The 26,636-nt window shown below is 69.9% G+C and carries 27 protein-coding genes and 1 pseudogene; 8 read left to right on the plus strand and 20 right to left on the minus strand.

Annotation, left to right across the window (positions count from 1 at the left end):
- Window positions 1-1,158, minus strand: a 1,158-nt coding sequence (locus tag ACFY3L_RS53380) for a methyl-accepting chemotaxis protein (protein WP_389343296.1), incomplete at its 3' end; no start/stop codon positions are given.
- 453 nt (window positions 1,159-1,611) lie between these two features.
- On the minus strand, window positions 1,612-2,976 hold the full coding sequence (locus tag ACFY3L_RS53385) for a hypothetical protein (RefSeq protein ID WP_389343299.1): 1,365 nt from the start codon (window positions 2,974-2,976) through the stop codon (window positions 1,612-1,614).
- A gap of 67 nt (window positions 2,977-3,043) precedes the next feature.
- Here ACFY3L_RS53385 and ACFY3L_RS53390 point away from each other — a divergent pair, with 67 nt between their 5' ends.
- On the plus strand, window positions 3,044-3,637 hold the full coding sequence (locus ACFY3L_RS53390; RefSeq protein ID WP_389343302.1) for a hypothetical protein: 594 nt from the start codon (window positions 3,044-3,046) through the stop codon (window positions 3,635-3,637).
- Between the two features lie 9 nt (window positions 3,638-3,646).
- Here the strand turns inward: ACFY3L_RS53390 and ACFY3L_RS53395 are convergent, their stop codons facing one another.
- Complete coding sequence (locus ACFY3L_RS53395) at window positions 3,647-4,147, minus strand: HEAT repeat domain-containing protein (protein ID WP_389343305.1); 501 nt, start codon at window positions 4,145-4,147, stop codon at window positions 3,647-3,649.
- A gap of 647 nt (window positions 4,148-4,794) precedes the next feature.
- Between ACFY3L_RS53395 and ACFY3L_RS53400 the strand changes: the two genes are divergently transcribed.
- Window positions 4,795-5,361, plus strand: a complete 567-nt coding sequence (locus ACFY3L_RS53400; RefSeq protein ID WP_389343308.1) for a HEAT repeat domain-containing protein — start codon at window positions 4,795-4,797, stop codon at window positions 5,359-5,361.
- Window positions 5,362-5,533: 172 nt separating this feature from the next.
- Here ACFY3L_RS53400 and ACFY3L_RS53405 read toward each other — a convergent pair whose 3' ends face one another.
- Window positions 5,534-5,797, minus strand: coding sequence for a hypothetical protein (locus ACFY3L_RS53405; protein ID WP_389343311.1), 264 nt, complete (start codon window positions 5,795-5,797; stop codon window positions 5,534-5,536).
- Window positions 5,798-6,242: 445 nt separating this feature from the next.
- Here ACFY3L_RS53405 and ACFY3L_RS53410 point away from each other — a divergent pair, with 445 nt between their 5' ends.
- On the plus strand, window positions 6,243-8,111 hold the full coding sequence (locus tag ACFY3L_RS53410) for a DUF4118 domain-containing protein (protein ID WP_389343314.1): 1,869 nt from the start codon (window positions 6,243-6,245) through the stop codon (window positions 8,109-8,111).
- A 302-nt stretch (window positions 8,112-8,413) separates the two neighbouring features.
- Here ACFY3L_RS53410 and ACFY3L_RS53415 read toward each other — a convergent pair whose 3' ends face one another.
- Complete coding sequence (locus ACFY3L_RS53415) at window positions 8,414-8,932, minus strand: DUF3592 domain-containing protein (protein ID WP_389343317.1); 519 nt, start codon at window positions 8,930-8,932, stop codon at window positions 8,414-8,416.
- Between the two features lie 278 nt (window positions 8,933-9,210).
- On the opposite strand from ACFY3L_RS53415, the gene ACFY3L_RS53420 reads away from it, so the two are divergent.
- Window positions 9,211-9,645: an ISAs1 family transposase gene (locus ACFY3L_RS53420; RefSeq protein ID WP_389343320.1), complete on the plus strand. Its 435-nt coding sequence runs from the start codon at window positions 9,211-9,213 to the stop codon at window positions 9,643-9,645.
- A 162-nt stretch (window positions 9,646-9,807) separates the two neighbouring features.
- On the opposite strand, the gene ACFY3L_RS53425 is transcribed toward ACFY3L_RS53420, so the two are convergent.
- The 10 genes and pseudogenes from ACFY3L_RS53425 to ACFY3L_RS53470 all read right to left on the minus strand — a co-directional run bounded on the left by ACFY3L_RS53425 (window position 9,808) and on the right by ACFY3L_RS53470 (window position 15,683).
- On the minus strand, window positions 9,808-10,248 hold the full coding sequence (locus ACFY3L_RS53425) for a hypothetical protein (protein WP_389343323.1): 441 nt from the start codon (window positions 10,246-10,248) through the stop codon (window positions 9,808-9,810).
- A 338-nt stretch (window positions 10,249-10,586) separates the two neighbouring features.
- Entirely contained in the window at window positions 10,587-10,784 is a 198-nt protein-coding gene (locus tag ACFY3L_RS53430; protein ID WP_389343326.1) for a hypothetical protein, read from the minus strand.
- Window positions 10,785-10,940: 156 nt separating this feature from the next.
- Window positions 10,941-11,570, minus strand: coding sequence for a hypothetical protein (locus ACFY3L_RS53435; protein WP_389343329.1), 630 nt, complete (start codon window positions 11,568-11,570; stop codon window positions 10,941-10,943).
- A gap of 719 nt (window positions 11,571-12,289) precedes the next feature.
- Window positions 12,290-12,802: a hypothetical protein gene (locus ACFY3L_RS53440; protein WP_389343332.1), complete on the minus strand. Its 513-nt coding sequence runs from the start codon at window positions 12,800-12,802 to the stop codon at window positions 12,290-12,292.
- The gene (locus ACFY3L_RS53445; protein ID WP_389343406.1) at window positions 12,795-13,052 is read right to left on the minus strand and encodes a hypothetical protein; all 258 of its coding nucleotides are present in this window, start codon (window positions 13,050-13,052) and stop codon (window positions 12,795-12,797) included. The genes ACFY3L_RS53440 and ACFY3L_RS53445 overlap by 8 nt, the downstream gene beginning before the upstream one ends.
- Window positions 13,053-13,345: 293 nt before the next feature.
- A pseudogene (locus ACFY3L_RS53450) lies at window positions 13,346-13,519 on the minus strand (LamG-like jellyroll fold domain-containing protein); the annotation flags it as partial.
- Window positions 13,520-13,586: 67 nt separating this feature from the next.
- On the minus strand, window positions 13,587-13,871 hold the full coding sequence (locus ACFY3L_RS53455) for a hypothetical protein (RefSeq protein WP_389343335.1): 285 nt from the start codon (window positions 13,869-13,871) through the stop codon (window positions 13,587-13,589).
- Between the two features lie 676 nt (window positions 13,872-14,547).
- Window positions 14,548-14,934: a hypothetical protein gene (locus tag ACFY3L_RS53460; protein ID WP_389343337.1), complete on the minus strand. Its 387-nt coding sequence runs from the start codon at window positions 14,932-14,934 to the stop codon at window positions 14,548-14,550.
- 14 nt (window positions 14,935-14,948) lie between these two features.
- On the minus strand, window positions 14,949-15,317 hold the full coding sequence (locus ACFY3L_RS53465) for a hypothetical protein (protein WP_389343340.1): 369 nt from the start codon (window positions 15,315-15,317) through the stop codon (window positions 14,949-14,951).
- Window positions 15,318-15,326: 9 nt separating this feature from the next.
- Window positions 15,327-15,683 carry a hypothetical protein gene (locus tag ACFY3L_RS53470; RefSeq protein ID WP_389343343.1) on the minus strand — a complete coding sequence of 119 codons (357 nt, stop codon included), beginning with the start codon at window positions 15,681-15,683 and terminating at the stop codon, window positions 15,327-15,329.
- Window positions 15,684-16,018: 335 nt separating this feature from the next.
- Here ACFY3L_RS53470 and ACFY3L_RS53475 point away from each other — a divergent pair, with 335 nt between their 5' ends.
- Window positions 16,019-19,147, plus strand: a complete 3,129-nt coding sequence (locus ACFY3L_RS53475; RefSeq protein WP_389343346.1) for a BTAD domain-containing putative transcriptional regulator — start codon at window positions 16,019-16,021, stop codon at window positions 19,145-19,147.
- A gap of 346 nt (window positions 19,148-19,493) precedes the next feature.
- Here the strand turns inward: ACFY3L_RS53475 and ACFY3L_RS53480 are convergent, their stop codons facing one another.
- From ACFY3L_RS53480 to ACFY3L_RS53490, 3 genes are all read right to left on the minus strand, one after another.
- Window positions 19,494-19,853, minus strand: a complete 360-nt coding sequence (locus ACFY3L_RS53480; RefSeq protein WP_389343349.1) for a hypothetical protein — start codon at window positions 19,851-19,853, stop codon at window positions 19,494-19,496.
- Between the two features lie 255 nt (window positions 19,854-20,108).
- Window positions 20,109-20,507, minus strand: coding sequence for a DUF6193 family natural product biosynthesis protein (locus tag ACFY3L_RS53485; protein ID WP_389343352.1), 399 nt, complete (start codon window positions 20,505-20,507; stop codon window positions 20,109-20,111).
- A 182-nt stretch (window positions 20,508-20,689) separates the two neighbouring features.
- The gene (locus tag ACFY3L_RS53490) at window positions 20,690-21,862 is read right to left on the minus strand and encodes an ATP-binding protein (protein ID WP_389343355.1); all 1,173 of its coding nucleotides are present in this window, start codon (window positions 21,860-21,862) and stop codon (window positions 20,690-20,692) included.
- A gap of 45 nt (window positions 21,863-21,907) precedes the next feature.
- Here ACFY3L_RS53490 and ACFY3L_RS53495 point away from each other — a divergent pair, with 45 nt between their 5' ends.
- A complete protein-coding gene (locus ACFY3L_RS53495) occupies window positions 21,908-23,473 on the plus strand; it encodes a tetratricopeptide repeat protein (RefSeq protein WP_389343358.1) in 1,566 nt (521 codons plus the stop codon).
- Window positions 23,474-23,675: 202 nt separating this feature from the next.
- Window positions 23,676-24,215 carry an SMI1/KNR4 family protein gene (locus ACFY3L_RS53500; protein WP_389343361.1) on the plus strand — a complete coding sequence of 180 codons (540 nt, stop codon included), beginning with the start codon at window positions 23,676-23,678 and terminating at the stop codon, window positions 24,213-24,215.
- 65 nt (window positions 24,216-24,280) lie between these two features.
- On the opposite strand, the gene ACFY3L_RS53505 is transcribed toward ACFY3L_RS53500, so the two are convergent.
- Window positions 24,281-24,985 (minus strand): DUF4240 domain-containing protein, encoded by a 705-nt coding sequence (locus tag ACFY3L_RS53505; RefSeq protein ID WP_389343364.1) that lies wholly within the window; start codon window positions 24,983-24,985, stop codon window positions 24,281-24,283.
- A 161-nt stretch (window positions 24,986-25,146) separates the two neighbouring features.
- On the opposite strand from ACFY3L_RS53505, the gene ACFY3L_RS53510 reads away from it, so the two are divergent.
- Entirely contained in the window at window positions 25,147-25,635 is a 489-nt protein-coding gene (locus ACFY3L_RS53510) for a DUF4279 domain-containing protein (protein ID WP_389343367.1), read from the plus strand.
- 74 nt (window positions 25,636-25,709) lie between these two features.
- Here ACFY3L_RS53510 and ACFY3L_RS53515 read toward each other — a convergent pair whose 3' ends face one another.
- Window positions 25,710-26,627, minus strand: a complete 918-nt coding sequence (locus ACFY3L_RS53515; RefSeq protein WP_389343370.1) for a tyrosine-type recombinase/integrase — start codon at window positions 26,625-26,627, stop codon at window positions 25,710-25,712.
- Window positions 26,628-26,636: the final 9 nt, after the last annotated feature.

Genomic DNA, 26,636 nt, shown 5'->3' on the forward strand with positions numbered 1-26,636 from the left:
CAGGTTGGTCTGCTCCGCGATCGAGGTGATCAGGTTCAGCACGTTGCCGATCTCCGTCGAGGAGGAGCCCAGCTTTCCCACGATCTCGTTGGCGTTGCGGGCGTCGCGTACGGCCTGCCCGGCGACCGCGGCGGCCTCGCCGGCGCTCTGCGCGATCTCCTTGATGGAGGCGGTCATCTGCTCGGCGCCGGTCACCACGCTCTGCACGTTGCTGGACACATGCGTCGCCGACGCGGCCACCACGCCCGCCTGGGCGCTGGTCTCCTCCGCGGTCGCGGCGATCTGGTCGCTGGTGACCGACAGCTCCTCCGACGACGCGGCGACGCTGCCCGCTGTCTCGGCGACCCCCGCGATCACCTGCCGGGTGCGGCCGGTCGCGGCGTCGAGGGCCTTCGCCATCTGGCCCACCTCGTCGCCCGAGTCCACCTCGGCCACGCGGGTCAGATCGCCGGCGGCCACCGCCGACAGCACCTCGCTCACCCGCCGCAGCGACCTGGTGATCATGCGGGTGACCCACCAGGCCAGCAGCGCCGCGAGCACGATGCCGGCGCCCAGCACGGCGTACAGGACCGTCCGGCCCTGCTGGTAGGTGGAGCGGGCGGCGGCGACGGTGCCCTCGGCCCGGCTCGCCTCCGCCTTGGTCGCGGTGTCCAGCTCGGTCATGGCCTGCACGGAAAGAGGGGACGTCACCTGCGAGCTGACCTTGACGAAGGCGGCGAAGTCGTTCGCCCGGGCCGCCGGCAGCAGCTGATTGTTCAGGGCGTCGCGGTACTGTCGCCACAGGTCGATGAACCGCCGAACGGCCGCCGGGTCGGCCGCGTTCCGCAGGTACGCCTGGATGTTCGTGTCCACCGCGGCGTCGGCGGTGCGCACCCGCTGCTCGGCCGCGCTCGCCGCCGCCGGGTCCGAGGTGAGCGCCACGTCGCGGACGGCGATGCGCACCGCGTTGACCTGCACCCGGGCCTCGGCCAGGCGCATCGACGGGAGGAGGATCTGCACGTTGATGTCCTGCCCGCGCTGGTACGTGCGCGACAGCGCGACGGTGGCGACGACGCCGCCCGCCACCGCGGCGACGACGACGGCCGCGACGGCCGTGTAGATCTTCGTGCCGACCTTGCGGTCGGCGAACCACCGGACCGGCCCAGCGGAACTTGCCATGGACGCATCCTTCGCACGTGTGCCGGGGACGTCGCTCGCCGCAGGCGCTGCCATAACGCCTGTACACCTGGCGGTCCCCGCCGGTCGGCACCGACGACGAACCGCGACATCGGAGAACCCCGCATCGACCGTTGCTTGGGGGCACTGATCACGACGATACGACGGCGGGTGACCCGGCGGGGTCGATTCGCGCAAGGCCGATCCGCGGCTCGGGGCGTCACCGCACGTTGGTGTACCGCCCACCGCCGTCCGGCCAACGCGCCAGGCGGTCAACCCGTTGACGACGGACCGGGCCCGACCAGCACGCGACGCCGGTCAACGGATCGTGGACCGGCTCGGTGCCTGGGGATGCCAGCACCCCGGGGGGAGAGAGACGCGACGCGCACACATCGGATCACTTTTCGCTTGTCGCTCCGAGCCGCGCCCGTACGGGCGGCCGCCGGATCGGGCGGGCTACGAGCCGGCGGCCGCCTCGGCGAACATCCATGCCGAGTCGGTGCCGCGCACCCAGACGCGGCCGTACGCGACGGCGATCGAGGAACCGAGCATCCGGCGGTCGCCGGGGTTCGGCCGGGGCGCCAGCGGGCTGTCCGGCAACGGGAGCCGCCACACGACCGTCTCGGGCGCGGGGGTGGACACGCAGACCAGCTCGGTCGAGTCCGCCAGCAGCAGATGGGTGGCGTCCACGTACGCGATCACCGGCGGGTCCCGGCGCGCGACGTCGCCGCCACCGAGGTCGATGTCGACGGGTTCGCTGCGGCGCGGCCGCGGCCCGTCCACGAGGATCCGTTCCAGCCGGTAGCGCCGCGCGCCGTCGACGACCACGGCACAGACCATCGCGGGGCCCTCGGCGATCGCGACGACCTCGCCGCCCACCGGGTAGCGCCATCGCTCACGCCCGCCGGCCAGGTCGTAACCGACCAGCTCCTCCCCCGGCGCCGGATGCTGCCGTTCCCAGGCTCGAGCCAGGTCGTCGAGGTCGGGCTCCACGTCGAACTCCGCCGCGCGCGCGACGATCGCCTCCTCGCGGGCCGCTTCCGCGGCGAACCGGCGCCCGCGGTCCACCAGCACCGCCGTGTCGCCCACCACCGCGCCGAACGAGCGGGCCCGCCGCGGGAAGATCTGCCACGGCGGCAGCCGCCACCGCTCGCGGCCGTCGGCGATCGCCCGGCCGACGATCTCACCCCCGTTGTCCTGGCCCGGCGCGGTCTCGGTGACGACGAGGTCCCCGGCCGCGGCAAGGGCCCGCTCCGCCGCCTCCCAGCGCAGTGCCCCGGTCGCCAGGTCCCGGCACTGCAGGTGCCAGGAGTAGGCGCGGTACACCCATGACGCGAGGTAGGCACCGGTCCCCACGGCGAGCGGCTCCTGCCACAGCTTGACGCTCACATCGGCGCCGTACACGTCCAGGGCCGACTCCCGGCCGGCGGCGAGATCGTCCGCGCGCAGGATCCGGCCGTCCGCATCGATCAGGTACACCGTGAACGACTCGTCCCACTGGTAGACCGGCAGCAGGATGCGGGCGTCCGGCAGCGGGCGCGGCACGCCCACCTGACACCCTTCCGCTCCCCGCCACCCGAGCGGCACCCGCACCCGGAACCGCTCCACCGCCGAGCGGGCGTCCAGCGCGATGAGCGCGGGCACGGTGCCGGTCACCGCGTCGCACGCGGCACCCGCGGCGGCGAGCAGCAGCCCGCCGCCGACCGCCGGCGGCAGGTACGACTCGTGCCAGGCGTCCGGCACCGGCACCGTGGACACCAGCTCCGGACGCCGGGCCGGACAGTGCCGCTCCCCCTCCGCTCCGCCGCCGCGAACCCGCATCCCCGCACCGTAGCAATGGGTCGCTACGGTGCATGACCGGTACTTCCCACGGAGAGGCGCAGACCGCATGAGCGATGGGCATCGAGAGCTGGCCGACCAGCTGAGCCGAGCCGCGCAGACCCGGTCGGTGACGTTGCGCGACGTCGGGCTGGAGCCCGACTCGTACGATCTGCTGCGCACCGACACCCGGTTCGCCGACGTGGAGCGGCTCGCGCTGCACCACAACCAGCTCGGCGACAGCGGGACCGCGGCATTGGCGGCCAACCCCGCATTGACCTCCGTGACGCACCTGGAGCTGGTCGGCAACGCGGTCGGCCACGACGGCATCCGCGCACTCACCGACAGCCCGCTGCGCACCACCGTGACCCGGCTCGACCTCAGCGGCAACCCGGTGACGCCGGAAGGCTTCGATGCACTGGCTGACGCGTCGATGCCCGCCCTGCGGGAACTGGTACTGCGCAACGTACGCTGCGGCGGGCTGGGCGCACTGTTGCGCGCGGCGGCCCTCGACAGGCTCACCCTGCTCGACCTGTCCGAGAACGACATCGCCGACCACGACCGGGAGTACGCCGACTGGGGCGGCCCGGCGGTCTACACAATCCCGGCCGACGAGGTGTGCGTGGAACTGCGCCTGCGGCTGGGGTACCGTCTGGAGCTGTGACGCCGGCGCCTACTCGGCGCAACCGGACGCCTCGGCAAGAACACGCAGCGCGTTGCGGCGCCCCAGGTCGGTGGGTTCGGCGACGGCCCGCTCCCGCAGGAGGTCCACTGTGGATGGATCGGTGGCCCACCGGCGGACCAGCGCCTCCCAAACGCCGATCCGCACGGAACAGTCCGGGTCGGCGACGGCCCGCTCGCGCAGCATCGAGCGCACGTGCGGGTCGGCCGTCCAACCGGCGGCGAGGGTCTCCAGGCACGCGCGGCGCACCAGCGGCGATGGATCGTCGAGCGCGCGCTCGCGAACCAGCGCCACCACGCCGGGGCGGTCACGCCACAGGCCGGGACGGTACTCGTACGGCGGCGAATGCGGCGCCGACCCGGCAAGCACGTCGATCGCGCACCGGCGGACCTCCTCGGCCGGGTCCGCGACGGCGCACCGGCGCAGCACCGCTTCGGTGCCGGGCGCGTCCGGCCAGCCGTGGGCCAGCCAGTACGCCGCCTCGTGCCGCACCGCACCGTGTCCGTCCGGGCGTGCACGCGCCCGCGCACGTGCACGCCCGCCCGTGGATGGCCCGGCCACAGCCGGGCCAGCGAGTTGACCACCTGCCGGCGCACGTTGTGGTCGGGGTCGGCCACGCCGCGCTCCAGCAGCCACGCAACGGTGCCCGGTTCGTCGCGCCAGCCGCTCGCGTACGCGGCGACGGCCTGGAACGCCTCTTCGAGCAGGGCATCCCGCCGCGCGTGCGCGGCCTCGTCCGCATCACCCACGTACATGAGGGTAATGGCCGCGCCACAGCCGCGAGCCGCGCCGACGGCGGGACGCATCGCTGCAGCGCCGAACCCGAGGCCGGCACCACATGGCCGGCCGGACCTGCCGAGGTCAACTCCGCGGCCGGGTCGGCCGGCCGGTGTCTCCAGCTGGTCGTAGGCGATCTCGTACCGCGTCATCGCGGCCCGCAGCCACGAGTCCGGCCGTGGACCACCCATCGCCGCCTGCGCGAGGACGAGCGCGTCGGCGATGTCCGTCCCGGCCCGTTCCAGCCACGGCTGCGGCGAGAGGTCGAGGCGCCGGTTCGCGACGTCGACCGTGCCGACCTGCTCGAGCAGAGTTCGTACCATCCACATGGCAAGGGTTTCTCACGATGGGGAGATGATGTCGTGGCCGAGTCTCAGGCACCTGATTCGCCGCTGCACCTGTCGACGGCGGAGCTGTTCGCCGCGGCGGAGGCCGAGGTCCGCGACGACGATCCGGAGTGGCACTGGAAGCACCTGGTAGCGCTGCACGAACGCGCCACTCCCGAGGTGTTCCGGACCGCCTGGGCGCTCGCGGGCGATGCGGACCCACGCCGCCGGGAGCTGGGTGTGCGCGTCATGCGGGAGGCCGGCCGTGACGACCCGGCCGCCGCTGAGCTGCGCCGCGGGAACTGGCCGGTGCTGCTCGACCTCCTCGACCGCGAGACGCATCCGGACGTGCTGCCGTGGGTGGTGTCGGCGACCGGCTACAACGAGGTGCCGGGCGCGTTGCCGGCGGTGCTGCGGCTGGCCGGCCACCCCGACGCGGAGGTCCGGTTCCGAGTGGCGGCGAGCATTCCGAGCCTCGTGGATCCGGCGGCGCCGGAGGAGGGGGCACTCGCGGCGCTGCGGGTGCTCGCCGAGGACGACGACGAGGACGTGCGCGGGTATGCCCGCTACGGTCTGGTCGAGGAGCTCGGCGCCGGCATCTGACGACGGACGGACGCTCCGGCCGGGGCGCCGGTGAGGGCGGCTGCGAGCAGCCCGGCGATGAGCATGCGGACGGCGAGGACGTTCCACACCCTCGCCGAGAAGTTGGGGATCGAACCGTTGCCGGCGTTGCGCGGACTCGCCCAGCGGCCGATCGGCGCAGCCAACGGCAGCGCTAGTGCAGTGGATCTCGATAGCCGGACATGAATTGCGTCCGGGTGAAGCGAACTGTCCCCGGCCGATGCCGGTGGAATGGCGCCGTCAGGTCATCCGTCGGCCGGCCGTCGCCGGTGTACAGGATGTCGAAGAACGCGCCGTCCTCGCTCGGCCCCCACGCCCGGATGTCGACGCCGTGGCGAAGCAGCAGCGGCCGCTGCTCCCTCGCAAGATCGCTCAGCGCCGTGATCTCGTCCTGGGTGAGCCGTACCGGTGATGTCACCGTGCCCCCTCCACCCCTCCCTACTCGCGACCGCCACGCGGCGACCGATGGGCATGTCATCCATCTCGCTACCTCCGGCGGTCACCCGTCCGGCCCATTCCACGTGCTGTGCAGCTTGACCCGTGGACCTACTCATACGTTCTGTACCGCAGTTACGGCTCCAGCTATCATCCGGCGGAATCCTGCACCGCGGCACGTTGCTGGTGGACGCCGGGCGCTGCTTGGGTCGCCGCCGACAGCGGCGCTCTTTTCGCACATCCACGCGCCGGTCATCGGCGGTGATGCGCCGCACCCAAGGTGAATCATGGGGTGATCCGCGGCGCCCGGACCGCAACGAGTCCGGCGTTCGATGCCTGCCGCCCTAACATCGACTGGTTGCCTCCCTCGACCGGCTCCGCCTGCCCAGCCACGCCGGAACCGAAGTGTTCGACAAGAGGACCGATTGATGCGCGGACGCCTAGCGTCATGGCTGGTGCGGGTCAGCCAGCCGTCAGCTGCCGTAGGGATCGCAGTCGGCGCCGGGTTCACCGTCGTGGAGACCCTGCTGGTCGTCCCGCTGCGGCAGGTTGCTCCGATGGAAGCCCTGGCTCTCGTCTACCTGCCCGGTGTCCTCGTCGTCTCCACGGTGTGGGGTCTGTGGTCGGGTGTGGCGACGTCGATCCTCAGCGCGCTCGCGTTCGACTACTTCCACACCCCGCCGATCGGGCGCTTCCAGACCGGGGACTGGCGGGACTGGCTCGGGCTTTCGGTGTACCTCATGGTCGCCACGGTCTCCGGTTCGCTGGCGCAGCTGGCCCGCGCGCGGGCGCTCGAATCCATCGAACGAAAACGGGAGGCCGACGCGGTTGCCGAAATGACCCGGCTCATCCTCGGCGCCGACGATGTGCGCGCTGTACTTCCGGAAGCCTCCGATCGGATCGCGTACGCCATGCAGCTGCCGTATGCGGCGATCGAGCCTGACCCGGTACCGCGGCGCGAGGGCCAGATCCAGCTGCCGTTGGACCCGGGCGCGCTCGTCGTCCCCGGAGACGTCCCGGACCGTGTCCTGCGGCGCCTGCGGGACGGGGTGGTGCCCGGGCTGGCGACCGTGCTGCGGGCCGGTCGATCCTTGCAGGCGAACCGGGCCGGGCTGCAGGCGCTCCTCGCCCAGCAGGCGGCGTTGCGCCGGGTGGCAGTGCTGGTGGCCAACGGCGTCGCCTTCGCCGAGATCGTGGCAGCGGTCGCCGTCGAGGCGGCCGACCTGTTCGACGCGGACGCCACGCGGGTCTGGCGCTGGGACGCTCCCAGGACGGTGACCGGCGTCGCCGAGTACAACCGAGAGCCAGGACCCGAGTCGACACTGGGCAAACAGATTGACTTCGCCGGTGGCGTCGCGGAGCTGGTGCTGCACGGCTCCCGTCCGGCCCGCATCGACTCGTACGAGGGCTGTAGCGGCCCGCTGGCCGATCTCGCCCACGCGGGGGGCATGCACGCCTCGGTCGGCGCGCCGATCGTCGTCGAGGGCCGGGTCTGGGGCGTCGTCGTCGCCCTATGGCGCCGGGCCGGCCCGGCGCCGCTTGGCATCGAGCATGAGCTTGCGAAGTTCACCGAGCTCGTCGCGACCGCGATCGCCAACACCGAGAGCCGGGCGGAGCTCACCGCGTCGCGGGCCCGGCTCGTCTTCGCCGCGGACGAGGCCCGCCGCGGCATCGAACGCGAGCTGCACGACAGCGTCCAGCAGCGGCTCATTTCACTCGGGCTGGAGCTGCGCCTCGCCGAGGCGGCGATCCCCAAGGAGTTCGGCGAGGTGCGGTCCCGGTTGTCGGACACCTCCGCGGGGCTGGCCGCCGCCTTCGAGAACCTTCAGCGGATCGTCCGCGGTATCCATCCGGCACTCCTCTCCCAGGGCGGACTGGTCCCCGCGGTCAAGGCGCTCGCCCGCCGCAGCACGGTCCCGGTGGCGGTGCACGGCGGGCTGAACCGTCGCCTGCCCGGCTACGTCGAGGTCGCCGCCTACCACGTGATCTCGGAAGCGCTCGCCAACTCGGCCAGGCACGCCGACGTCTCGGAGGTCTCCGTGGAGATCGACGTCGTCGCCGACGAGTCGGCGCCTGACGAGATCCTCACCGTGACCGTCCACGACGACGGCACCGGCGGCGCGGACCCGAACCAGGACTCCGGCCTGGCCGGCCTGCGCGACCGCGTCGAGGCGCTCGGCGGTACATTGACGTTGGCCAGCCCGGCCGGCCGTGGCATGTCGGTCGACGTGAAGCTACCCATAGGCGGCCAAGGCCAGCAGGGTGTGGAGGCCGACCGGTCATCCGGTGAAACGTGACGAAGCAGGGCACAGGGACATGGCCGCCGAAGCTGCTGGTGGCCTCGAGCCCGGCCACGGCGACACCCACCCTGCACGGCGATGACGGCACGCAGGACCACGGACTGCTGACCGGCTTCCCGGTCGCTATCGGTTCGTAGGGTTCGCAGATCGTCATGCGCAACCAGGTACGGCCGAAATGCGCACCGCCACTCCCCCGTGTACCAGTCTGCCTGCGGGTCTTCCTCAAACGCCTGCATGGGGAGCACCTTCTCCAGGTGTCGGGAACTCCTCCCGTGGCGTTGCGGCGTGCTCGCGGTGACCTACGCGACGCGGGTGACGCCGTAGGCGGCGCCGGCCAGGAGCACGACTCCGCCGATACCCGCCATCCAGCGGCTGCTCCCGTCGCCGCTCGGGTCTTCCACCCGGCCGGTCGGGTCCTTCGGGTCGTACCGGACTTCCATCCGCGCGCCAACCTTGACCTCAGTCGCATCGCCCGGGCTCGACACGTCGGCCTGGACGGTCCTTCCGTCGGCGGTGGTGAACCGAACTTCCGCGAAGTAACCTCCTTTGGTGTACGACACTGACACGATGTCGCCCGTGGTGACCAGCCCACGTTGCTGCAGGATCCGATGGTCGTAGTACATCTGGAGCGCGATGCCCAAGAACACCAGCCCGGCAACGGTGGCCACGACAATGCCGGCCCACTCCTTCGTGTTGGCGTATGGCGAGCTGTGCCGTGGGCGGCGCCTGGGCGGCGTGGGGCGCATTTTCAGCCTGGTCGACCTCTTCGCCTGATCGTCCGGCCGCAACCGTCGTCGCCGTTTTCGCTTCCCGACCATGCGCTCATTATGTGCGCCGTCCGCACGCTACCGACGACCGTCGGCACGCGCTCGGCGTTACGGCCGGATGCACAGTACTGACATGATCCGGGAGCGACCAGGCCGTCAGCGTCGGAAACTCACCTGGCGGACATGTCGCTGAGCCGGGCCCCGGCAAAGTCGTTTATGTGTGTCCGGGTTGAGTTGTTTCGTGTAGAAGCGCCGTTGCCGCGGTCATCGAGATCTGACTCGACGCAAGGATCCCCGCACCGGCACCCGGGTCCCGACGAGCGATCGCCGTGGACGGCAAGACCCTGCGCGGCTCACGCGCCCGCGACAGCGTCGGCCGGCACGTCCTCGCAGCCGCCGATCAGCACACCGGCGTTGTCCTGGCCAGCACCGACGTCGACACCAAGACCAACGAGATCACCCGCTTCACTGCCCTGCTGGATCAGATCGGCAACCTGCGCGGCACCGTCGTGACCGCCGACGCGCTGCACTGTCAACGCGACCACGTCACCTACCTCGCCGGGCGCGGCGCGCACTGGATCCTGACCGTCAAAGGCAACCAGCCCAGCCTGCACCAGCAACTGGCCCGCCTGCCCTGGCGACTCGTTCCGGTCGCCGACCGCACCGCCGATCGCGGTCACGGCCGCCGAGGGATCCGCACCCTGAAGATCCGCCACCACGCCCGCGACACCAACCGACCACTGGCCCTACTCGGCATCACCTAACGACTATGCCGGAGCCCTGCCCTCGGACCGCACCGCACGAGTGTCGCCCACGCCGAATAGCCGCTCTGCGCGTGACCGCGAAGCCGGCGCCGCCCGGTGCGCGGGAGTTCGCGCCGGCTGGCGCGCGCAGCCTTTTGCGAGCTCCGGGCTGCGGCTGCCTGATCAGAAGAATGTGGCAAGTACCACCAGACCGACAAATACCAGTACAACCAGCAGAACCACGGCGCCCTGGACCACCGTCGCCCGCGTTTGCAGGCGGCGCGCCTCCTGCGACGCCCGGCGCTGCAGTTGTTGGCCCTGCTCGGTGTCGCGGCGCCAGCCGGGTTCGAGCACAGCCGTGCCGTCGGCGATCGCGTCAGCGACCCGCTGGACATCGTCGGCCCGGTACTCGGTCCAGCTACTCGTGCCGTATGTGCCGGTTGCGTGTTGCTCGGTCGTGCGAACCCCGTTGGCCCGGATCACCGCGTCGTAGCGCCAGACCACGGGCCAGGCCAACGCCACCTCGGCGGAGCTGAGGTAGCCATCGGCGGCGTAGTACCGTTCGCGTTTCCGCCGGGCGATCAGATCAGCCACCGGCACCGGCACGACGATCTCCATGCCCATGAGACCCTCCAGCACCGTCCCGATAGGACCAACTATGCCGCGCGGCTCCCGCTCCCACAAGGCGGCGGTGAAGTTCGCGAACCGTCGGCGTCCGGCCCTGCCACCACGGTCGGCGTACGCCGGGTTCCGGTTCCCGCCCAACGTCATCGTGGTCGCCGTCCGGCTCTACCTGCGTGGCCGCAGGCAAATCGTGGCGGTCGAGCGTGGGGCGTGGATCTGCTGCCTCCAGCAAGGGCGCGTCTACCCCAATCAGCTCAAGCCGGACGCTCGCCACGACTTTGCCGGGGCCCTGGTCGCTGAGCACAGGCATCGATCCAGTCGCCCGTTGGCGTGAGCCTTCAGCGGCTGCGGAGGTGGCCCGATCGGTCCCGTAGCGAGTTGCGCCAGAGGCCCAGCGCAATGCCGTACACCGGCAGCGCGGCGAAGAGCAGATGCGGCGGGGTCAGGTCCAGGACGAAGATCGCGAAGAACATCGCCAACACGCCGGCGAATCCGACGCCGACGAGGACCCACCACACGACATGCGCTCGCCTCATGGCGCCAGTGTAGGTGCGAACGACCACCACGCCCCGCTACCGTTGCCGCGGCTGTTGCCGGGCAACGCCCGACAGCGGCTTGAAGGTCGCAGGACCGAGTTGGGGCCACGACCTGACAGACCCGAAGCGGCTTCGTCGGGTGGAGCGCACCCTGCGTCATAGGCCGAGAGGCGCGCTGATCTGCAGGCGCTGGTCCACGGCCGCGGCCAGCGGGTCCGCCAGATCGGCGCGGATGGCCCGCACCCATGGATGCAGAGCGTTGAGGAAACCGGCGAGATCCTGCTGAACCGCATCCAGAAGCTTCGGCAGGGCATGGCGTGCGATGTCGATGTGTGGTTCGCCCGGGTCGAGGACCGACCCTGAAGACAGGTGACCGCCGCTCCTCCAAACCCGGACCACCGGCCCTTGGTGCTCGATCAACGCGTCGGGGTCGTGGCCGAGATCGATCACCTCACCGCCGATCACGCGCAGCCAGTCGCGCCATTCGTCGAGGCCGACGCAGCAGCCGGGGTCGATGACGACGTTGTCGTCACCCACCCGCAACCCACCCGGCGCGAAATCTTCGTCGTCACTGGTCAGATACTTCTCGATCGCCTCGGCCGCATCCGCCGCGGTGATCGACAGGTCGTCGGCGGTCACGGTGCGGCCGATCAACGTCCAGACCACCGTCCCCACCTGCTGCGACGTCGGCATACGCGGAACCGCGAAATAGAAGTCGGTCTGCTCGGCCGGCCAGAACGGGCAGTCAGCGGACCACCGCTCCAGCACCGGCGTCAGCGTGATCATCCTTTGAGGCTAACGGGCCGAAGACGCCGCCTGCGACCGCATTGACCGCCCACCCCGAGGCCCCGGCCCTGCCAGGTTCGTCCACGAACCGGATCAGATTCAGTGACACAAGTTGAGCTCACAGCGGCCCGCCACAGCGGTTCACGACATCAGGGCGTGTCACCCGTTCTGATCCACCCTGGTCACGGCTTCACTCCGGATCAACTTCGCTGGCAGCACCGGAGCGATCACCGGCGCGGGCGTCACGGCGCAGGACCGTCACCATCGGCTCGGCGAGCAACCGCGTGGCGAGGACCGACCGGACCTGAGGCGTGCAGGCCACCGCGGCCGCCCGGGCGTGCGCCGCAAGGACGCCCGGAACGACCCGGGCCACAGCAGTGTCAGGGTAGCCGTGGCGGGCCGACCTGAAGACGCCCTGCAGGAGCGCCATGAACGGGCGTATGAGCCGGTCACCGGTTGCCGCCCAGTTGTTCGCTGCGGCACGAGGCGCAGCGGTCGGCTGGTTGGTGGCAGTGGCTGTGGCAGCGGGGTTCGTCGGGTGTCGGCGGCAGCGCGGCGCCGCACGGTCCGTTGGGCTCGCGCGCGTTTGGATCGTTCCCTGACGTACCTGATGCGTGTGGCGTGCCTGACACTGATGCGCCGCGCGAACGCGACCCTGACGCTGGTCCCGCCGCTGCTGAACAACAAGCAGTTCCGGGCCCACGCAACCTCCGGCCCGGTCAGGGCAGCGAGCCAACCATGAATACGGCGCCGACGAGCAGCGCCGGCACCAGGTCCCATGACGACGGCCGGCTGCACCAGACCGCCCACGCCGGACCGTCCGCGGCCGGTGGCGGCACGGCCGGCCGGTTCCGCCGCCTCGACGGCGGGCGGTCGGAGTAGGCGCGCCGGGCCGCGGCGGACCTGGCGAAACTCAACCCCGACATCGCGAACCCGACGACCGCCACACCGATGCCCACGGCGCCAGCCCAGTTCCCGGCGGCCCGACCGAGCAACGGGCCGACGACCCAGGCGCTGATGATCGCGATGGGGACCCCGCAGAGCGCGAAGAACACCCAGGCATTCCCCCGGCTGATGTTGGCGTGCTGCGCCGAGATCCGGTTGTACGGAGCCTCGGCGGCATCGGACCGCAGGCTCGCAGCGTCGGAGTCGCCGTACACCTTGGCAAGCGGCCAGGCGATGATCACGATCAGTGCCCAGCCGACATCGCGCAGCTTTGGTACGTCAGCCATCGACCAACCTTAGATCCAGCCGCCGAGCCACCGCTCCACCTTCTTCTTGCACGGGCTGGTGTACTTGCACGTCGTCTGGGCCCCGAACGAAGCAAGAAGCCCGTTGCCAGCGTAGCGCCAGCGCGAGCGCCCGCTCGCTGGCCTGGAGCGTGCGGGCCACGTTGCCGAACGCGTCGTACTCGTTCGTGTCGATGTGTCCACCGGGCTCGGCGGTGTTGACCTCCAGGCCACCGGCGTTGAGGTATCGCACGCTGGCATATGTGTAACCGTTGTTGCCCGGGCTGGCCTGACTGGCGCTGTTGGTGCCCGGTACGTCCTGCGCGCCGAAGATCGCCGTGGCGTCCGTCGGAAGGCCTTCTGTCCCCAGGTGGAGACGGCCGCGTAGTCCATGTCGTACGGCCCGCCGGCGTTCCTGCTGAGCGGCACGCGGTACACCAGGTTGGTGACGAGCTCACCATCGGTGACGGTCTTGCTGCCCTGCTGGAGCGTTGCCCGGCGGACCCTGGTCAGCCGGCCGCCGTTCTCGTCACCGAAGGGGCCGGTGGCGTTCCAGTTGGACGCCTGGGCGGTGGTCGACTGGAGCACCCCGTTGACATACAGCTTGAGCTGGCCCGCGGACGCGTCGAAGACCCCGGTCAGATGGGTCCACTTGCCGAGCACCGGCGGGTCGTTGGACAGCGCCCGGTTGGGCACCGCAGAGGAGCAGTCGCAGCTCATCACCGCGAGCGGCCAGCGGTTGACGGTGTTGACGCTCCGGATACCTGACCGTGTTGCGCGGCCCCGGTCAGGACCGCTGTCGCGGAGCGCCCCGCTCCCACCAGTCGCAGGACGGCTGCGCTCTGATGACCTCCGCGGCGATCTCCACCTGGCCGTAATTGCAGTACTTCCAGAGCTCCCTCGCCGCGCGCGAGTACTGGAACAGCACTCGGTCAACGTCGAAGGCGTCGAGCTCTCCGGCACGGTAGCGGTCGACAGCCTCACCGACGCGGGCAACAAGCTCGCCCAACTCGGCCTCGTGGTACGCGGCAACCACCTCGCGCGCCGCCCGTCGCTCCGCCTTGTCAGACACGGACACGAGACTACCCAGTGACGCGGGCGCAGGCGCTCCACCAACCGGGACCGCCCCGGATCGCGGCAGATCAGTGCGGGCAGGTCACGCGCGACCTGCGCGATCGACTTGCCGGTCTCACGCACGATCCGGACCGCACCTTCGCGGAACTCCGGATAGAACCGGCGTCCCGTCTCAGCCATGAACCTCTATCCCTCAAGTTCTGGCCTCCACGTTACGAGGGGAATCGCAGGTTTGACGCCTCCCCCCGCAGGGCGACGCCGAAGGGCCAGACCTTCATCTCCCGCACAGCACCGCATCCAGCAAGGCCCCTAGACAACAACCCCACCTTCCGCGCTCGTGACGCACATAGAACTCAAGCTGAGGATCGAAGGTGAATCGCCGCTCGCTGCGGGCCCGGGGCATCCCGCACCCGATTCCGGAACGTGCTGATGTGCGGGCCAGCCGCGCCCGCAAGGGATCGCGGGACGGCTGGCCCCCGAACTTCGACACCGCACGGTACAAGGACCGCAACCAGGCCGAACGGGCCTTCAACCGGCTCAAGCAGTTCCGGGCGGTCGCCACCCGGTACGACAAGTTGAGATCCCGTTACGAGGCAACGGTCACCGTCGCCTCGATCGTCATCCGGCTTCGCACCAAACCCGACCGCACCACTTCAAGATCCGCCGGATCGACCCTAGAAGCCGGCGGTCTCGCAGGTCCGGCGCGTGCTGAGGTGGATCGCATAGACGACTGTGCACCATTTCTGGTTGCCGCTGCGGTTGGGGTAGAGCCCAAGGTCGAAGCAGCGTGAAACGCCGGAGCATTCTTTGTCGGTAGAGGCTGCGAAAGAGCCGTCGACCTCCAGCTCGACTGATACATCCAGGTCACGTACGTTGCCATAGCATTGCACGCCCCCTTCGTAGACAATCTGGCCGCTAGCGGAGTAGGTAGGGGCGTAGGCGACTGTCCAGCAGAAGTCGGGGCTGGCAGTTGGCAGAGCCGCCTGCGCCGGTGCGGCGCCGACCACTGTAACCGCGCCGACGACCAGGCCGGTCAGGGCCAGGGCCTTGAGCTTACGCATGGAGCAGTTCCCTTCTACCAGTTCTGGCTCTCGCATTGACGCGCTCCGAGCAGGTTGGTTGCGGTTACCCGAGTGCACCACCGCTGGTTGCCGCTGCGGTTGGGGTACAGGCCCGTGTCATAACAGGAGTAGGTAAAAATGCAGGAGTTGGCGGTGTCGGCCACTTCGTTGCCGTCCATCTCGAGGATGACCGTGATGGAGATCTCTGTCGCCTGTTGGCTGCAGGTGACGCCGCCGCTGTAGACAATCGTGCCCGCCTGGTACGTAGGTGCGGACGCGGTGGCCCTGCACGACTGGGCTGCCTGGGCCGGTGCCGCAGTCAACAACGAGCCGGCCATCATCGCCAGTACGGCGGCCGAAGCCATCAGTCTGGTTCTTTTCACGAATCCCCCTCACCAGTTCGCGGTTTCGCAGGCCTTCTTGGTGCCGTAGTCGCGCATGCCCGGCGTGAAGACGACGACCCTGACTACCGAGCACCACTGCTGGTTGCCTTGCCTGTTGGGGTGCAGGCCAAGGTCCGAACAGTAGACATTCGCGCCGCAGTCCGTTTCGGTGTCAGCGACGTTCGAGCCGTTGTCCTGCAAGGTGATCTCGACGAACAGCGGGTAGTTGCAGGTCGCGCCGCCCGAGTAGACGATGTTGCCGCCGCTGTAGGTCGGCACATCCGCGTGGATGGTGCAGTTGGGCGCGGGTGCCGCTGACGCCGACCCGGCCGGTCCGACGATCCCGGCGACGGCGCCGAGTATCAATGCTGCGACCCCTGTCGCCGAGGCAAGTCTTGTCCTCATGGGGCTCCTTTTCTTCGATTGGGTCGAAGCTTGGCCGCCGCTTGCGTCCAGTCGGCTCGACGGCCGCCCTTCGGTACCGACGTTTTGCAAGGTCCGTCTGGGGGATCCCCCTGTCTGCATCACCCGCGGGCGCCGTGGGCTGTCCGGATCTGCCGAGTCAATTGTCGGCAGTTGATATCCTCGCGACATCCGCGCCGGATACACGTGGCTCACGTTCGCCGAGCGAGGCCGAGTCGGCGCAGTGTGGCGCTGCTCGTTCGGCCTGGAGCCGTCCAAGCCGAAGATTGGGAGGCAGGGTGCGATATTCGGTTCTCGGACCGTTACGTGTCTCCGCACTGACGTTGCCCACAGACAACGCCATCCCGCTCGGTCCACCGCTGCAGCGGCGCCTGCTCGCGCTTCTGCTCAGCACACCTGGCGCGGTCTTCTCCACCGAACGGTTGATTGAAGAGCTGTGGCCTGACGGGCCACCGCCGTCGGCCGCTCGGAACGTGGCGACCTACGTGTGGTCCCTGCGCCGGAGCCTCGGCTCCCAGCAGATCGTCAACACGCCCACCGGCTACCGAATCATGGCGGACCCGCGCCAGGTGGACAGCGCAGTCTTCGCCGATGACGTCGGTCGGGGCTTCGCTGAGCTGCGCCGGGGCAACTCGGATCGAGCGCTTACTGCGTTCGAGGGTGCGCTTGCGCACTGGCGGGGCGTACCGTTCGAGGACATCCCGGCCACGGGCGCACTGCTAGCTTGCCGTGTGCGGCTGGAGGAGCAGCGGCGCACAGTGCGCGACAAGATGGCCGATCTCCTGCTCGACGCCGGCCGCCACGATGAGCTGATCGACATCCTTCACGGCGCGATCGACGCCGAACCGCTGCGGGAGCGGTCGTGGGCACAGCTCATGACCGCGCTGGTCCACGCAGGGCGTCGCGCCGAGGCGCTCGCCACCTACCATCGGCTGCATCGTCTACTCGCCGACGAACTCGGGGTCGAGCCGGCCTCCGACCTCCAACGCCTGCACGCCCGGATCCTGCACAATGATCTCGAACTGGTCCGGCCTGCCGAGCCGGTGATCGCGGTGCCGCCCAGCGCGGTGCCCCGGCAGCTGCCGCCGTACCCTCCCGACTATGTAGGCCGCGTCGCCGAACTGGACGCGCTGGACCGGATCGGTACGCACGACGACGTCGCGGTCATCGCGGTCATCTCGGGGATGGCCGGTGTCGGCAAGACCGCGCTGGCCGTGCGGTGGGCATACCGGTCGCAGGCCCGGTTCCCGGACGGTCAGATCTTTGTGGACCTGGGTGGGTACGGTCCCGGCAAGGCGCTGTCACCGGTCGAGGCGGCTGCGCATGTGCTGGCGGCGCTCGGCGTACCCACACATCAGATCCCAACCGATGAGCAGCGCGCCACCGGGCAATTGCGCTCGCTTCTGGCGAACCGGAAGATTCTACTCATCGTCGACAATGCCACGGCTGCCGCCGATGTGCGACCACTGCTCGTCGGTGGACCCGGCACGACGGTACTGGTCGTCAGCCGGACTCGTCTTGCCGGGCTGGTCGCACGCGACGGCGCGCGTCAGCTGGACTTGCCAGAACTCAGCATCGCCGACGCGGTGCAGCTCGTCGACCCGGAAGCCACCGAGCCCGAGGCGAGCCGCGAGTTGGCGGTGCTCTGCGGTGGTCTGCCGCTGGCCCTACGCATCGCGTCGGCTCAGCTCGATCACCGCTCGGTCAGACCTATCGCGCAGCTCGTCGCGCGGCTGCGGGACGGGGACCGACTTGCCGAGCTTGCCGTGCCTGGCGATGCCAGCTCGTCGATGGAGCGCGCCTTCGCGGTCTCGCACGACGCGCTAACCGATCTGGAGCGGGTGCTGTTTCGGCGGCTGGGCTTACTGCCGGTGCGGGATTTCGGTGTGCCGGTCGCCGCCGCGTTGGTCGAACGCAACACCGGCGAGACGACAAAGACGTTACACGCGCTCGTCGACACCTTCCTCGTGCGCAGCCTAGGCGACGGCCGATTTGCGTTGCACGACCTCATCAGAGAGTACGCGATCCGCCTGGCCGAGATGGACAACGGCCGTGACGAGGCGCTCCGCCGTGCGTACCGATGCTATCTGGCCGGCGCGGAGGCGGCGGCCCTGGCCTTGTATCCGCAGATGCAGCGCCTGCCGGTGCCGCGGCCCATCGATGCCGTCGATGTCGGCGTGGCGGCCGCCTGGCTCGCGGCCGAGCACCGGAACCTGGTCATGCTGATCACATCGGCGGCGAGCCGAGGCGTGCCCGAGTTCGCATGGCTGCTGTGCTCGTCTCTGCGCGGGCATTTCATGGCCCGCCGGGACACCATCGCGTGGCAGGCCGCCGCCGAGGCCGCGCACAGCGCTGCGGCTGCCGCGGGCGACAGTGCCGGGCAGGCCGTCGCACAGCTTGCTCTGGGCCTGGCCGCCCAGAGCGTCGGCGCGTACCGCGACTCCATCCCACGGTGTTCATCGGCCGAGCATCTCGCCGTGCAGGCGCGCTGGCAGCCCCTCGCCGCCGCCGCGGCCAACGCCCAAGGCGTCGCACACTCTGTTCTCGGCGAAACCGCCGACGCCCTTGTCGCGCTCGATCGTGGGTTGGCGACGCACCGTCGTGCCGGCTCGACCGCGGGCGCTGCCATTGTGCTCAACAACCTCGCGGTCGTGCACACGTTGTGCGGGCGACTCGACCTGGCGGAGGAGCTGTATCAGGAAGCGCTGGCCATCCACACCAGCCTCGGCACGCGCCGCGGCGCGGCCTCGACACTGGTCGGTCTCGGCGTCATCGACACCCATCGCGGCCTCACCGACGCTGCTCAGGCCCGGCTGAGCATGGCGGCCGAAACCTACCGGGCGCTGCGCGACGTCGAAGGCGAGATGTGCGCGCGGGTGCACCTCGCCGAGGTCTCGCTCGCGATCCACGACGCCGTCGCCGCCCTGAAGGAGGCACGTATCGCGGTCGCCGCGCTGCGCCCCACCGGCGACCTCCACATGTACTCGCGCGCGCTGTCCTGTCTCGCGGCGGTGCGCCGGCACGGTGGCCGATTCACGCTGGCGATGCTGCACCAGCGGACGGCGCTGCGGCTGGCGTACGCGGCCGCAAGCCGACAGGCAGTCGTGACGGCATTGCTGGGCAGTGCCGCACTGAGCTTCGGCATCGGCGCCCTTCAGGCCGCGTCCGGGTACGCCGAGCAGGCCAGCAAGCTCGCGCGACCGGCGGGATACCTGCCGTACACCGCCGAGGCGGTGCGGATCGGCGCCGAGGTGCGCTGGAAGCTGGGCGACCGCGCTTCGGCCGCAGCGGAGGCGGCGCAGGCCGTCGACCTGCTGGGCGAGACAGGATGCACACGAGACCTGCTACGCGCGGAACAGACGCTGCGCCTGGTCACCGCCGGCATCGTGAGTCGCCCGGCCGGGTGAGCCTCCGGCACGTTGTGCAGCGACCACAGGCGGGCCGGGGGGGTATCGCGATGCGAACTCGGCCCACGTGGTGGTCGGCGACCCGCTACCACTGAGTCTTCGCAGGTCACGCGGGCGGAGTGAGGCCCGATGACCGAACCGATGAGCCGCGTCGAAGCTGTATTCACTCGGCTCATCCGGACGAGCGAAGAGCTGACCTCGCACGCCGCGGCGCCAGAATCGCGACCGTCCAGCGTGGGCGGTTGAGTCGAACACCGCGCGACCTGCGGCATGTCCGGGCGTCGAACCTTTGCCGTCAGCGGGGCCGGCTGAGGCCGCAAGCGGTGAAAGCGCGACGGTGCGTGACTCAGCTGCCCATGTCGAGCGCGATGCCGAAGTTCTGCCCCTTCTTGCGCACGATCCAGGTGCCGGACACCACGCCGCGGCGCACGGTGACCAGGGGCAGCATCGTCGTGAGGTCCGAGATGAACATCGGATAGTGATGGCCGTCGGCGTCGCGCCAGACCAGGTACTTCGCGGATCGCCCGGTTCGCATGGAGTCGAGGGTCAGTGTCGCGGTGAACGCGACGTTGGGTCGCATGCTGTACGCCACCACGTACGAATCGTCGTCGAGGTAGGAGTAGCCGCGTGTGCCTTCGACGTAGAAGAGCAGGTTCCCGCGTTCGTCATACGGCACCTCCGTGATGGAGGTCTTCCGGGTTGCCATGACCGTCTCCCTGACCTGGCGTCTTCCTCTGCTGCGCGAAGATCATGCCCGGTCATCGAGGGCCGCGCCAACTTGGCTCGATCCATGCCCGGGCGAGCGAGCACAGTTGCTGTACGTCGTCGCACCCGGCTCGCGGCCACGAAGTGTGACGATCTCCGAGTCGCCCGTCGCGCGAGACCTGCGGCATGCGCTGGCGCCTGACCAACCCGCACTCTCACGTCGCCTCGCCGACCGGCCGCGTAGGTAGTTTGCTCGTCACCAGGTGGCAGCTGTTGCGGCTGCCGTTGTCGCGGCGGTTGCGGCGTCCTCGACGGGTCCAATCGGGCCGTCGTAGATGTGCACCCTGAAGGTGGCCTCGCCCGCCGGGTGGAACGCCAGGCCACGGCGTACACCATGAACGGAATCGGCTGCGTGCAGCAGATGCAGGGTGCCATGGCTGACCCATGGTCGCAGCGCTCGCAGTGTTTCATTCGCCGCAGCCGCCGTGACGATCGCGTGCAGGAACGGTTCACCGGAATCGGTCAGCACGCCCCACAAAGTTTCGGTCGCGGCCTGAACATCGCCGGCCTGGAGGTACCGCGCCACGTCGCTGCACAGATCCCGCAACGGCAGGTCGTCCTGCCAGGCCCGCAGCGTGTTGACGACGTCGTCCACGCTGGGCGCGTGCCCCCAAGCCACGAGCTCACCGCGGTGGTCCCAGACCGTCACCAGAGTCGTACCACTGCTGCGCCGGCGGACGCTGATGAAGCCGCCTGCCGTGAACAGGATCGCGGCAACAGGCCCATAGCGGTCCCGTGAACGTGCTCGGGCAATCGCGGAACGGCCACGAGCCACGGTTAGAGGAATTTGCGGGACTTCAGGTACGTCGCCAGGTCGTCGTAGGTCCCGCCCTCGTTGGCGAACAACGCCACGTTCCGCGCGATAGCGAACCAAGGGCCGGTGGACGGGCGGATCTCTTTCAGTGCACGGTCGAAGTCGCGTTGCTCGATCATCCGGACCTCACCCCGTTCGATTGCATCTGCCATGGCGTACTCGGCGGCTGTCTCGCACAGGTGGGCGAGGTCGGCGCCGGAGAAGTCGGTCGTGTCCGGGATCAGGCGGGAAAGGTCGATGTTGGCGATCGGGCGGTCGCGCAAGTGGTACCGCAGAATGCTCTCCCGCGCCGGGCCGTCCGGTGGCAGGACCAGCGCTACACGGTCCAGGCGGCCGGGGCGGCGCAGGGCGGCGTCGACGTCCCACGGGGTGTTGGTGGCGGCCAGGACGAAGACGCCGTCGTTGTTCCCGTCGACGCCGTCGAGTTCGGCGAGCAGTTGGTTGCTCAGGGTTCGCATGGCCGAGGAGGTCAGCTGCGCGCGCTTGTGGCCCAGTGCGTCGATCTCGTCCAGGAACAGCACGCAGGGGGCGCTGCGGCGGGCCGCCTCGAACAGTTCGTGCAGGTTGCGCTCGGAGTTGCCGATCCACATGTCGAGGACGTCCACAATGGACAGTGACAGGAACTTGGCGCCCAGCTCGCCGGCGACCGCTCGGGCCAGGAAGGTCTTGCCGCAACCCGGCGGGCCGTAGAGCAGCAGGCCGCCGCGGAGGCTCTTGCCGTACAACCTTCGGAGCTCGGGATTGCGCAGCGGGCCCAGGAATGCCAGCTCCAGGCGCTTCTTGACGTCGGTCATGCCGCCCACGTCGGCGAGGCGGACGGCGGGGGTCTCGACGTCGTAGATGCGGTCCGCCGCGCCCTCGACCGGCGCCGGCCGGTCGTCGGCGGCGAAGCGCGGCGGCACGACGTCGGTGAGTTCGCGCTCGTAGGGCGCCAGCGGGTCGAGTGCGCGCTGCATGAGCTCGACCGCGGCCGCGTTCCCGGGGTCCCCGGCCAGGACCTGGCCGATCTGGGCGACCGCCTCCGGGCCGCAGCCGGCGTCGAGCAGCAACTGGGCCAGGTGCAGGCGTAGCACCACGTCGTCCGGACGGGCCGCGAGTGCGGCCCGTAGCGACGCGATGAGTGGCGAGTCGGTCATCAAAGCTCCCCCATGAGACGAGTCAGTCGAGCCTAATATGTGCCGATGACCGTCGAAGCGGGACCGGCGCGGCTGGCGCGTGCCCGCGCGCTGCTGGACGTCGGCCGCTTCGAGGCGGCTCGCCGCGAGGTCATGGCCCTGCTGGCTGAGGAGTCGCACAACCCCGAGGCGCTGTGCTTACTCGCGCACACGTACCAGGCCGAGGACGACTTCGCCGCGATGCGCGACGCGGCCCGGCGGGCGGTCGAGGCGGACCCCGAGCACCAGAACGGGCACGTGCTGCTGGCGTTCGCGCTCGTCGGGCTGAACGACTGGGCGGCGGCCCGCGCCAGCGCGCTGGAGGGCATCCGCCTCCAGCCCGAGGACTGGCACGGACACTCGGCGCTGGCGACTGCCGAGCTGGGCCTCGGCCACCCTCGCCTGGCCCTGCGCACCGCCGCGCACGCCGTGGGCCTCGCGCCGCAGCAGCCGGGCCCGCACTTCATCAGAGGGCTGCTGTACGACGCGATCGAGTTCAAACGGAAAGCCCGCAAGTCGTACCGCCAGACGCTCGCCCTTGACCCCCAGCACATAGGGGCGTTGACCCGCCTTGGCCGCCTCGCCGTCGGCGGCCAGCGCCTGTCGGAGGCCGCCGGGCACCTCGGCGCGGCGCTGTCGGCGGCGCCCACCGACGACGGCGCCCGCACCCAACTGGACCGGCTGATCCTCTTCGGCCTCGGCGGCTGGGCCATCATGGCCGTCTGGACCGCCGGCGTGCTGGGCCTGTTCACCATGTTCCCGTGGATGTGGGCGGCCGTGCTGCTGCTCCCGGTGGCCTGGTGCGTGTGGGCCGCTCGGACGTGGCGCTCCCTGTCACCGGGCCTGCGCGCCTACGCCCGACAGATGCTCCGCTTCGACGCCCGGGCCCGGGTACGGTTGGCCGTGCTGGCGGTGTGCGCGCTGACCGCGGCCGGGCTGGCCGCCAGCGGGTCGGCGCCGGGCCCGGACGGCGACCCACCGGTCTGGCTGCTGATCCCGGCCTGCGCGCACCTGCTCAGTCTGCTCGCGGCCGGCGTGGCGATCCTGATCGTGGACCACCGGGTCGCCGGGCCGCAGCAGGTCGGGCCTCGCGATGTCGGCGCCGCTTCGGCGCCGACCGACATGCTCGCCGAGCACCGTCGCGCCGCGCCCGCCGGCCGGTTGGTGCTGCGCACGTTCCGTACCGGTGCGCTGTTGGCTTTCGTGCCGTGGCTGCTCAGCATCGACCCGCCCGCGGCGTGGCCGGTCCGGGCCCCCGTCGCGCTCGCCGCCCTCGCCGCGCTGGCCGGCTACGGCTGGTGGGTCCGGCGCCGGCTCCTGCGCCGCCCCGGCCCGCTGAACCCCGCGCTCGGGGTACTGCTGCTGCCGATGACCCTCGGCCTGCTGGCGGAGCTGCTCGTCCTCGGCGCCGCGGCGGCCCTGCCGACCGCGGCGCTGCCGCTGCCGGACGCTGTCGTGGTGCCGGGCTTCCTCGCCATCGCCGCCGGCGTCGTGGCCTGGATCGGCGGACTCGGATACGCCGCCGTGGCCGGTGCCGGCCGCCTCCTGCGCCACGGACGGGCGGACGCCACCCCTGCGGCCCAGGATCCGTGACGCGACCCGATACATCGAGTGGTTCGACGACGGCCGCCAATTCTGATCTTCGACCTCAGCATGCGCATCCGTTCCTCGGCGGTTCAGGGCACCTTCGGTGCCGCCGGGCCAATCGCCTCACGTGACCACCTAGGACCGATCGCCGTGCGATGACGGCGGCATGTCCGTGCATCCATCCTGAGGTGCTGTAAGACTTGAGGCGGTGGACTCGGAGGACCTCGTTGCTCAGGTGCGTGACCTTCTCACCCGGGTGCCGCGACCGCCGGACGAGGCAGCAGCGGGCGGTGCCGACGACGCGGAGATACTCGACTTGGCGCGCCGGCTGGGTCAGACCCTGCCGGCCCCGCTCACGGCATGGTTGCGCCTGTGCCGTGGCGATGTGATCGGCCCTGGTGGTGTCTTCGGCGCCCGTGCCGATCAGCCGTTCATCGACATGGAACACCGCAGGTCGTACCACCCCGGTTTCGTCGACCGAGGCTGGCTCCCGGTTGCCGGCGACGGCTGCGGCAACATGTACGTGCTCATCACGCACGGCCCGTTTGCTGGCAACGTCGCGTTCATCGAGACCACCACCGACCCGGACCGCATCGACTACCTGGTCGCCAGCGACCTTTGGCACTTCCTTCGCTTCCTGCTCGCTCGCGAGACGGGTGAACGAGGATGGCCGTTCGACGCAGCGTTCGTGCAGTCCATCGATCCCCAATTGACCGACCCGACGGACCTACTGCCGTGGCATACCTGACCAGCCGTCCACGACACCGACACGCCCAGCTCAACCGCACGAACTGCGGCATGAGTACTCGTTCGTCACGGTGTCCTGGGCGGCATCCCGCGGAAGAACTCGGCCAACGTTCGGCCGGATCCTGCGAGCTGTCGTTCGAGGCGCTCCTGCGCTTGCATGAGGGAGGCTTGCGCGGCCTCGGCCGTGGCCTGGGATGGTCCGGCCTGGGGAAACATCGCGGCGAGTCGCGGCAGCCGCCGACGGGACTCTGCCAGGTCGTGGTGATCCCAGCGTTCTTCCTCGACGGGCTGCGGCACTGGCTCGGCGGTGGTCAGTCGGGACGTCAGCGCGTGATGGATACTCGCGCAGTCACCGTGACGGCGCTCGTACTCATGGACGGCAACGAACTCCAATTCCTCCCAGTAGGGCCATTCCGCTTCGGCCCAGGTGCGCGGGTGCCGGCCGGCCAGGCGCTGTACCTCTGGCTGGTCAGCGAGCCCGTCAGGGTCGTCAGCGACACCGTCGACCACGACGGGACCAAGGCCGACCAGCCACGCGCGGAACCCGCTGAAACCATCATCGCTGCACCCATCCTGGATCAGGCTGGCCGCGTGCCACATCAACCAGGAGCACACCCGATCCATCTGGGCGTCGAGATGGTCCTGGAAGTCGATCAATTCTTCGTCCGCGAGCCCGGTCAGCGCCTCTGCGAGCCAGTCACCTCGCTCGACCGGATCGGCGGTTTCCTGCGCCGAGCGCTCGATGAGCGCCCAGAATCCGGCAAGATCCATGTGCCGCATTATGTCGTACTAGACGCACACTCATCGGCAGGACAGGGAGCGTCGGTTACGGCGATCCGTTGACGGTCCGTGACCAGCCACGGTCGACCCGCCGCGACCTCGCACCAACGGCGGCATGAGCGAGCGGGGTCTTGCGTTGTAGATTGCTGGTCATGGGCGCTGGTGTCGGCTGGACTGCGGGTGGTGTCATGCGGGGACGCTGCGTCCAGCGTGCGCACCTGTCGGTGACGGTGGCCGAAGGCAGCGGTGTGCGGGATCTGGACCCAGCAGAGGTGACACGACTGGTCGGGCTTGTACCCACCAGTCAGCACAGGAAAGGTGATCCCTGCGGACCATTCCAGGGTGTATGGCGGCATAGCGGCTGGGAGGTCGAGGTTCCGGAGCGGGACGAGTTCGACACGGACGTCGTTCTTGTCGAGCTGCTGGACATCATCGAGCCGTACGCCGATGGGTTGGCGCGAGCCCGACGAGTTCTGGGCCTCGATGCAGCGGTCCACGTCGTGATTGAGATGTACCGGGTTCATGATCCAGACAGTGGCGAAGATGTCTTGACCACCCCCGCACTTTGGCTCAGCGCGGAGACGATCCGCCGGCTGGCGAAACTCGATCTCTGGATCGAATGCGACCAATACGTGTTTTGAGTTGTTCCACGGCCGCCGGCTCGACGTCCGCACAAGGTCACGTGCGCTGTCATCGGCATGGTCGCGCTCCAAGGTCAGGTTCCGGAGGCCATGAAGGCCGCGAGGATGTAGTTGGGATGCCGGTCGAGGTTGTTGCGGGCCCGGTCGTAGCGCATCGTCGTTCGCGGGTCGGCGTGGCGGGCGGCGATCTGCACGTCGCGGAGGCTGACGCCGGCATCCAGCATGGTCGTGACGAACGTATGACGCAGCATGTGGGGATGCATCCGAGGCATCCGCACGCCAGCCGCGAAGGCCAGATGTCGCAGCCGGCGGGAGGCGGCGTGGCGGTCCATTCGTCCGCCGAGGGAGTTGCGCAGGATCGGACCGTCGGTGCGGTCGTCGGCGGCACGTTCGATCGCCCTGGCTACTGCTGGCGGCAACGGGATCAGAACGACCTTGCCGCCTTTGCCCCGCACGCGCAGGACGCGGTGGCCGTGCTCTTCGCCGAGGTCGGTGATGTTCGACCCGCACGCTTCGAAGATCCGCAGTCCGAGCAGGCCGAGAAGGGCGACGAGAGCGAAGTCGTTCGGGTTGTTCGACAGCCGGGCGGTGGTGATCAGCGCTTCGAACTGCAGGTGGCCGAGGCCGAGGGTCGGAGACTCGGCTGGGACGGTGGGACGGCGGACGTAGTCGGCGGGTGAGTGCGGCAGGATGCGGTCGATGACGCAGACTCGGTAGAACCCGACCACGATCGACAGCCGTCGTGAGACGGTGGACGGCTGGTAGTGACGGACGTCCTGCAGCCAGCGCACGTACCGCTCAATGTCGACTCGGACCGCTGTGAGCGGGTCGAGCTCGTGATCGGTGCACCAGCGCAGGAAGACGTGCAGGTCTGACTCGCTGTGCTGACGGGTCAGGCCGCGGTAGCGACCGAGATAGGCCGCTACCGCGGCTCGCAGGACAAGCTCACCCGACGGCTCGAGACGGACGCTGGGAACACGAAATTCAGCCATGTATCACGG

Origin of the sequence: Dactylosporangium sp. NPDC000521 (assembly GCF_042898305.1) — a bacterium.
Taxonomy (GTDB): Bacteria; Actinomycetota; Actinomycetes; order Mycobacteriales; family Micromonosporaceae; genus Dactylosporangium.